Annotated in this window: 3 protein-coding genes and 1 riboswitch; of the genes, 1 reads left to right on the top strand and 2 read right to left on the bottom strand. The window is 54.2% G+C overall.

All coding sequences use genetic code 11. From position 1 onward, the window contains the following. Positions 1–204: 204 nt before the first annotated feature. Both murI and btuB read right to left on the bottom strand, forming a co-directional pair. Complete coding sequence (gene murI / locus ACVCAM_RS25905; protein ID WP_023293583.1) at positions 205–1,056, bottom strand: glutamate racemase; 852 nt, start codon at positions 1,054–1,056, stop codon at positions 205–207. After that, the gene (btuB, locus tag ACVCAM_RS25900; RefSeq protein ID WP_023326300.1) at positions 1,001–2,848 is read right to left on the bottom strand and encodes a TonB-dependent vitamin B12 receptor BtuB; all 1,848 of its coding nucleotides are present in this window, start codon (positions 2,846–2,848) and stop codon (positions 1,001–1,003) included. The genes murI and btuB overlap by 56 nt, the downstream gene beginning before the upstream one ends. A gap of 66 nt (positions 2,849–2,914) precedes the next feature. After that, positions 2,915–3,090: riboswitch (cobalamin riboswitch) on the bottom strand. Between the two features lie 104 nt (positions 3,091–3,194). On the opposite strand from btuB, the gene trmA reads away from it, so the two are divergent. Continuing rightward, entirely contained in the window at positions 3,195–4,295 is a 1,101-nt protein-coding gene (gene trmA / locus ACVCAM_RS25895) for a tRNA (uridine(54)-C5)-methyltransferase TrmA (RefSeq protein ID WP_025912293.1), read from the top strand. Positions 4,296–4,393 lie beyond the last annotated feature (98 nt).

The following is a 4,393-nucleotide window of genomic DNA, read 5'->3' as shown; positions in this document are numbered from 1 at the left end:
CCCGTATATTACGTTTTCCTCATTCAGAGTCAAGTGATTATTTTCGCTTTTCTCTGTTGGCGTTCATCTCTGAACCCCGCTAACCCGGCGGCCTGTAAGCCGTTGTTCCGTGTCAGTGGAGGCGCATTATAGGGAGTTCTCAGACGTTGACAACCCCTCTTTTAAAAAAAACTTTCAACCGTCTCTTTTTTGCTCAAAACCGTGCTATAGCGCCAGTTTTTCGAGCGTTTCAAAGCCATAACGGCGTAAAACGGGTAAAAGTTGTTCAGTTTCTTTTGTTAACGCCATACAAAACGCGATATTCGCATCCGTAGATTTCGCATCCGGGGCTTCATGCTCCAGCAACCATGCCGTACGACGGGCAATAGCCGCTCCGGAATCCACCAGGCGTGTCCCCTCCGGCAGCACCTCTAATAGCTCTTCCTGGAGTAGCGGGAAGTGGGTACAGCCCAACACAACGGTATCCGGGGGTTCAGGCATCCGCAGCCACGGACGAAGAATACGACGCAGCTCGTCGAGTGATACCGCCTTGCCATGCAGCTTCGCTTCCGCCATCTCTACCAGCTCAGCCGAACCGAGCATCGCAATCTGGCATTCGTTGGCGAAACGGTCGATCAGCTCGCGGGTATAAGGACGCTTTACCGTACCTCGCGTGGCCAGCAGGCCCACAATGCCGTTCGCCGTCAGACGCGCGGCAGGCTTTATTGCCGGGACGACGCCCACAACCGGGAACTGGAATTTTTCACGCAGGGCGGGAAGAGAAACGGTGCTCGCCGTATTACACGCGATAACGGCCAGCGCAAGGGGATAACGCTGTTGTACCGCAGTGACGATTTCCACCACGCGCTCGACAATAAAATCTTCGCTCTTTTCCCCATACGGGAAAGCGACGTTATCGAAGGCGTAGATGTAATGGAGATCCGGCAGGAGATGCCGAATCTCATCATAGACCGAAAGCCCACCGACGCCGGAATCAAACACCAGCACGGTAGGGCGCGGATTAGAAGGTGTAGCTGCCAGACAAGGTGTATTCCCGTCCTGCAGTTTGGTAGCCATAAACTGTCTCGTAATCTTTATCGAACAGGTTGGCTATTTTACCACGAACTGTAAGGTGTGAGGTGACAGGATACGAAACTGCGACATCCCACAGGCTTACACCGCCCATTTTTACTTTCTCAGACGGGTAAGTACCAAAGTCAGTGTCGTAACGCGTACCGAGATAGTGATAAGTCAGGCTCCAGTCGAAATCATAGATCTGCGTGTCGAGCTGATATTTCACCTGCTGCTTAGCACGACGATCCAGAAGTTCGTTGGTTGCGGCATTTCGGGCATCCACGTAGTCATAGCCAACAGTATGCGTCAACGGACCCGTATCAAACGATGCTGTCGCTTCCACACCTTTAATGCGCGCTTTACCGACGTTGTAATATTGCTGAAGGTTATTATCGAAGTCGATGAGATTATCAACGTCATTACGGTAGCCGGATACGCGCCAGCTCACGCCCGCCGTCAGGCCTTCAAACGCACCTTCCCACTGCTTGCTCTCTTCTGGATCAAGATGGTCATTGCCATAGAAACCGTAGAGTTGACCCAGATTCGGTGCCTTATAGGCCGTACCATAAGAAGCAACGAAACGGTAACCCTCCACGAACTCCCAGGCCGCACTGCTTTGCCAGGTGCCATGACGACCGAACTGAGAGTTGTCATCGCTGCGAACCGCCCCTTCCAGGGTGAAGTCACCAAACTGCTGCAGCCCAGTCAGGTAGACGCCGGTGTTACGCAGGTCGTAGCCGTTGGTCACGTAGTTTGTACCCGGCTCGGTGCTCTGCTTCTGCCAGTCAACGCCCGCGCCAATGTTCCCATGGCCAACATCAACGGAGTTGAGCCACTGGACGTTGTACTGTTTGATTTCATCCAGCGTGGCTGTCGAATCGTAGCGGCCTAAATTTGGGTCGTAGTTATAGTCCTTGCTGTGGCTATAGCTGGTGAGCAGCTGCGAATGGAAGATGTCATCGTTGAAGCGCAATCCTGCATCCCAGGTCTGGCTATAGAGCTGGCGGGTATCGACCAGTACGTCAGGGGTAAAGGAGCTGTAGTAGCCGTCGTAGGCCGTACGGTTGCTGTAGCCAAAGCCGCGAACAAAACCGCTCCACTGGTCTGAGAATGCGTGATCCAGTGCACCGTAGAGCGTTTTATTCATAAAGCCGTCGCGATCGGTCTGGGCAAGGCCACCATTGTTGCCGTCCGCAACCACATCAAACCCTTTGGTATAGGTGTAATCACCCGCAAGCGTGACGCGCGTGCTGTCGCCCAGTGTTTGCTGAGTACTGCCGCCATAATTCTGATAGCCGTGTGAGCCTACGCCAGCATTCAGCGTGGTACCGTCCTTCGCACGAGTAGTAATAATGTTTACGACACCACCAATCGCGTCTGAGCCGTATACCGCCGAACGCGGTCCACGAACATATTCGATTCGCTGCACCAGGGAGATTGGGAACTGGCTGAGATCGGACGACCCCGTGACGCCCGCCTGGTTAAGGCGGATCCCATCAACAAGGATCAGGACGTGGCTGGAGTTGGTGCCACGGATAAAGAGAGAAGAGAGTTGCCCCATCCCACCACTTTGCGCCGTATCCACGCCGGGCAGGCGACGCATAACGTCCAGCACCGAGGTTGACTGCCAGCGGTCAATATCGGCACGCGTAACAACCGAGGTTGCAGCCAGAATAGTTTTTTCAGGTTGTTCAAAACGATTTGCCGTCACCACCAACGAGTCTGCGCTATCCTGCGCCCAGCCCGAAAATGCCGTGACGGACAACGCCGTCAGCAGCGATACTTTTTTAATCATTGTTAAAGCATCCACAATATAAGAAGGATGCCGCAGGCCTCATCGATAGCACGCGATGATGAAACCAAATGCGACGTGATCCCGGCAGGTCTTCGGGCTAGGTGGCTATATAAGGATGAAGACTTCCCATTTTCACAGTGTCTACAACGCTCATCCCGCCAGTCTTTACCGCTGCGCGTCAGCTCCAGATTTACACTGGATTCCCTTTTCACTCTCAGGAGACCGGAAACAGAATGCTACAATTAGACACGTATGGATGTCCAGACAGCTATTGGCCATTAACTCTGGACATCCCCTGAACAATGCCTACAATCGCCGCGTAATTCTTTATCACTCAGGACGCATCATGACCCCAGAACACCTCCCGACAGAACAGTACGACGCGCAGCTGGCAGAGAAAGTCGTCCGCCTGCAAAGTATGATGACGCCTTTCAACGCGCCCGTTCCCGAGGTGTTCCGCTCTCCTGTCAGCCACTACCGCATGCGTGCAGAGTTCCGCATCTGGCACGACGGTGACGACCTGTACCACATCATTTTCGATCAGCAGACGAAATCCCGCATTCGCGTGGACAGCTTCCCGGCAGCGAGCGAACTTATCAATCAGCTGATGACGCTGATCGTTGAAGGCGTGCGTAACAACCCGGTGCTGCGCCACAAGCTGTTCCAGATTGACTACCTGACCACGCAAAGTAACCAGGCGATTGTCTCCCTGCTATACCACAAAGCCCTGAACGACGAGTGGCGCGAGCAGGCCGAAGCCCTGCGTGATGCGCTGCGTGCGCAGAACATCAACGTTCACCTGATTGGCCGTGCGACAAAAACCAAAATCATGCTGGATCAGGACTACGTCGACGAGCGCCTGTCGGTGGCGGGTAAAGAGATGGTCTATCGTCAGGTGGAGAACAGTTTTACCCAGCCGAATGCCGCGATGAACGTGCAGATGCTGGAGTGGGCGCTGAAGGCGACGGAAGGGTCTAAGGGCGATCTGCTTGAACTCTACTGCGGTAACGGCAACTTCTCGCTGGCACTGGCGCGTAACTTCGATCGCGTTCTGGCAACCGAAATCGCCAAACCGTCGGTGGCCGCCGCGCAGTACAACATTGCCGCCAACCATATCGACAACGTGCAGATCGTTCGTATGGCCGCAGAAGAGTTCACGCAGGCCATGAACGGCGTACGCCAGTTTAACCGCCTGGAAGGAATCGATCTGAAGAGCTACCAGTGTGAGACGATTTTTGTCGACCCGCCGCGCAGTGGCCTGGACAGCGAAACCGAGAAGATGGTGCAGGCGTACCCACGTATTTTGTACATCTCCTGTAACCCGGAGACGCTGTGCAAGAACCTGGAAACGTTAAGCCAGACGCACAAGATTGAACGTCTGGCGCTGTTCGATCAATTCCCGTATACGCACCATATGGAGTGCGGCGTTTTACTCACGGCGAAGTAATGAAGACCTTGTAGGGCAGGTAAGCGAAGCGCCACCTGCCAAAAAGCCGGATGGCGCTTCTGTATGACCGGATACATAGGTGACAGATCAGACCGGGA

This window comes from Enterobacter sp. CFEC122, assembly GCF_052983755.1.
The sequence above is the reverse complement of the archived record's forward strand: the minus strand, read 5'-3'. Positions and strand labels throughout refer to the sequence as shown.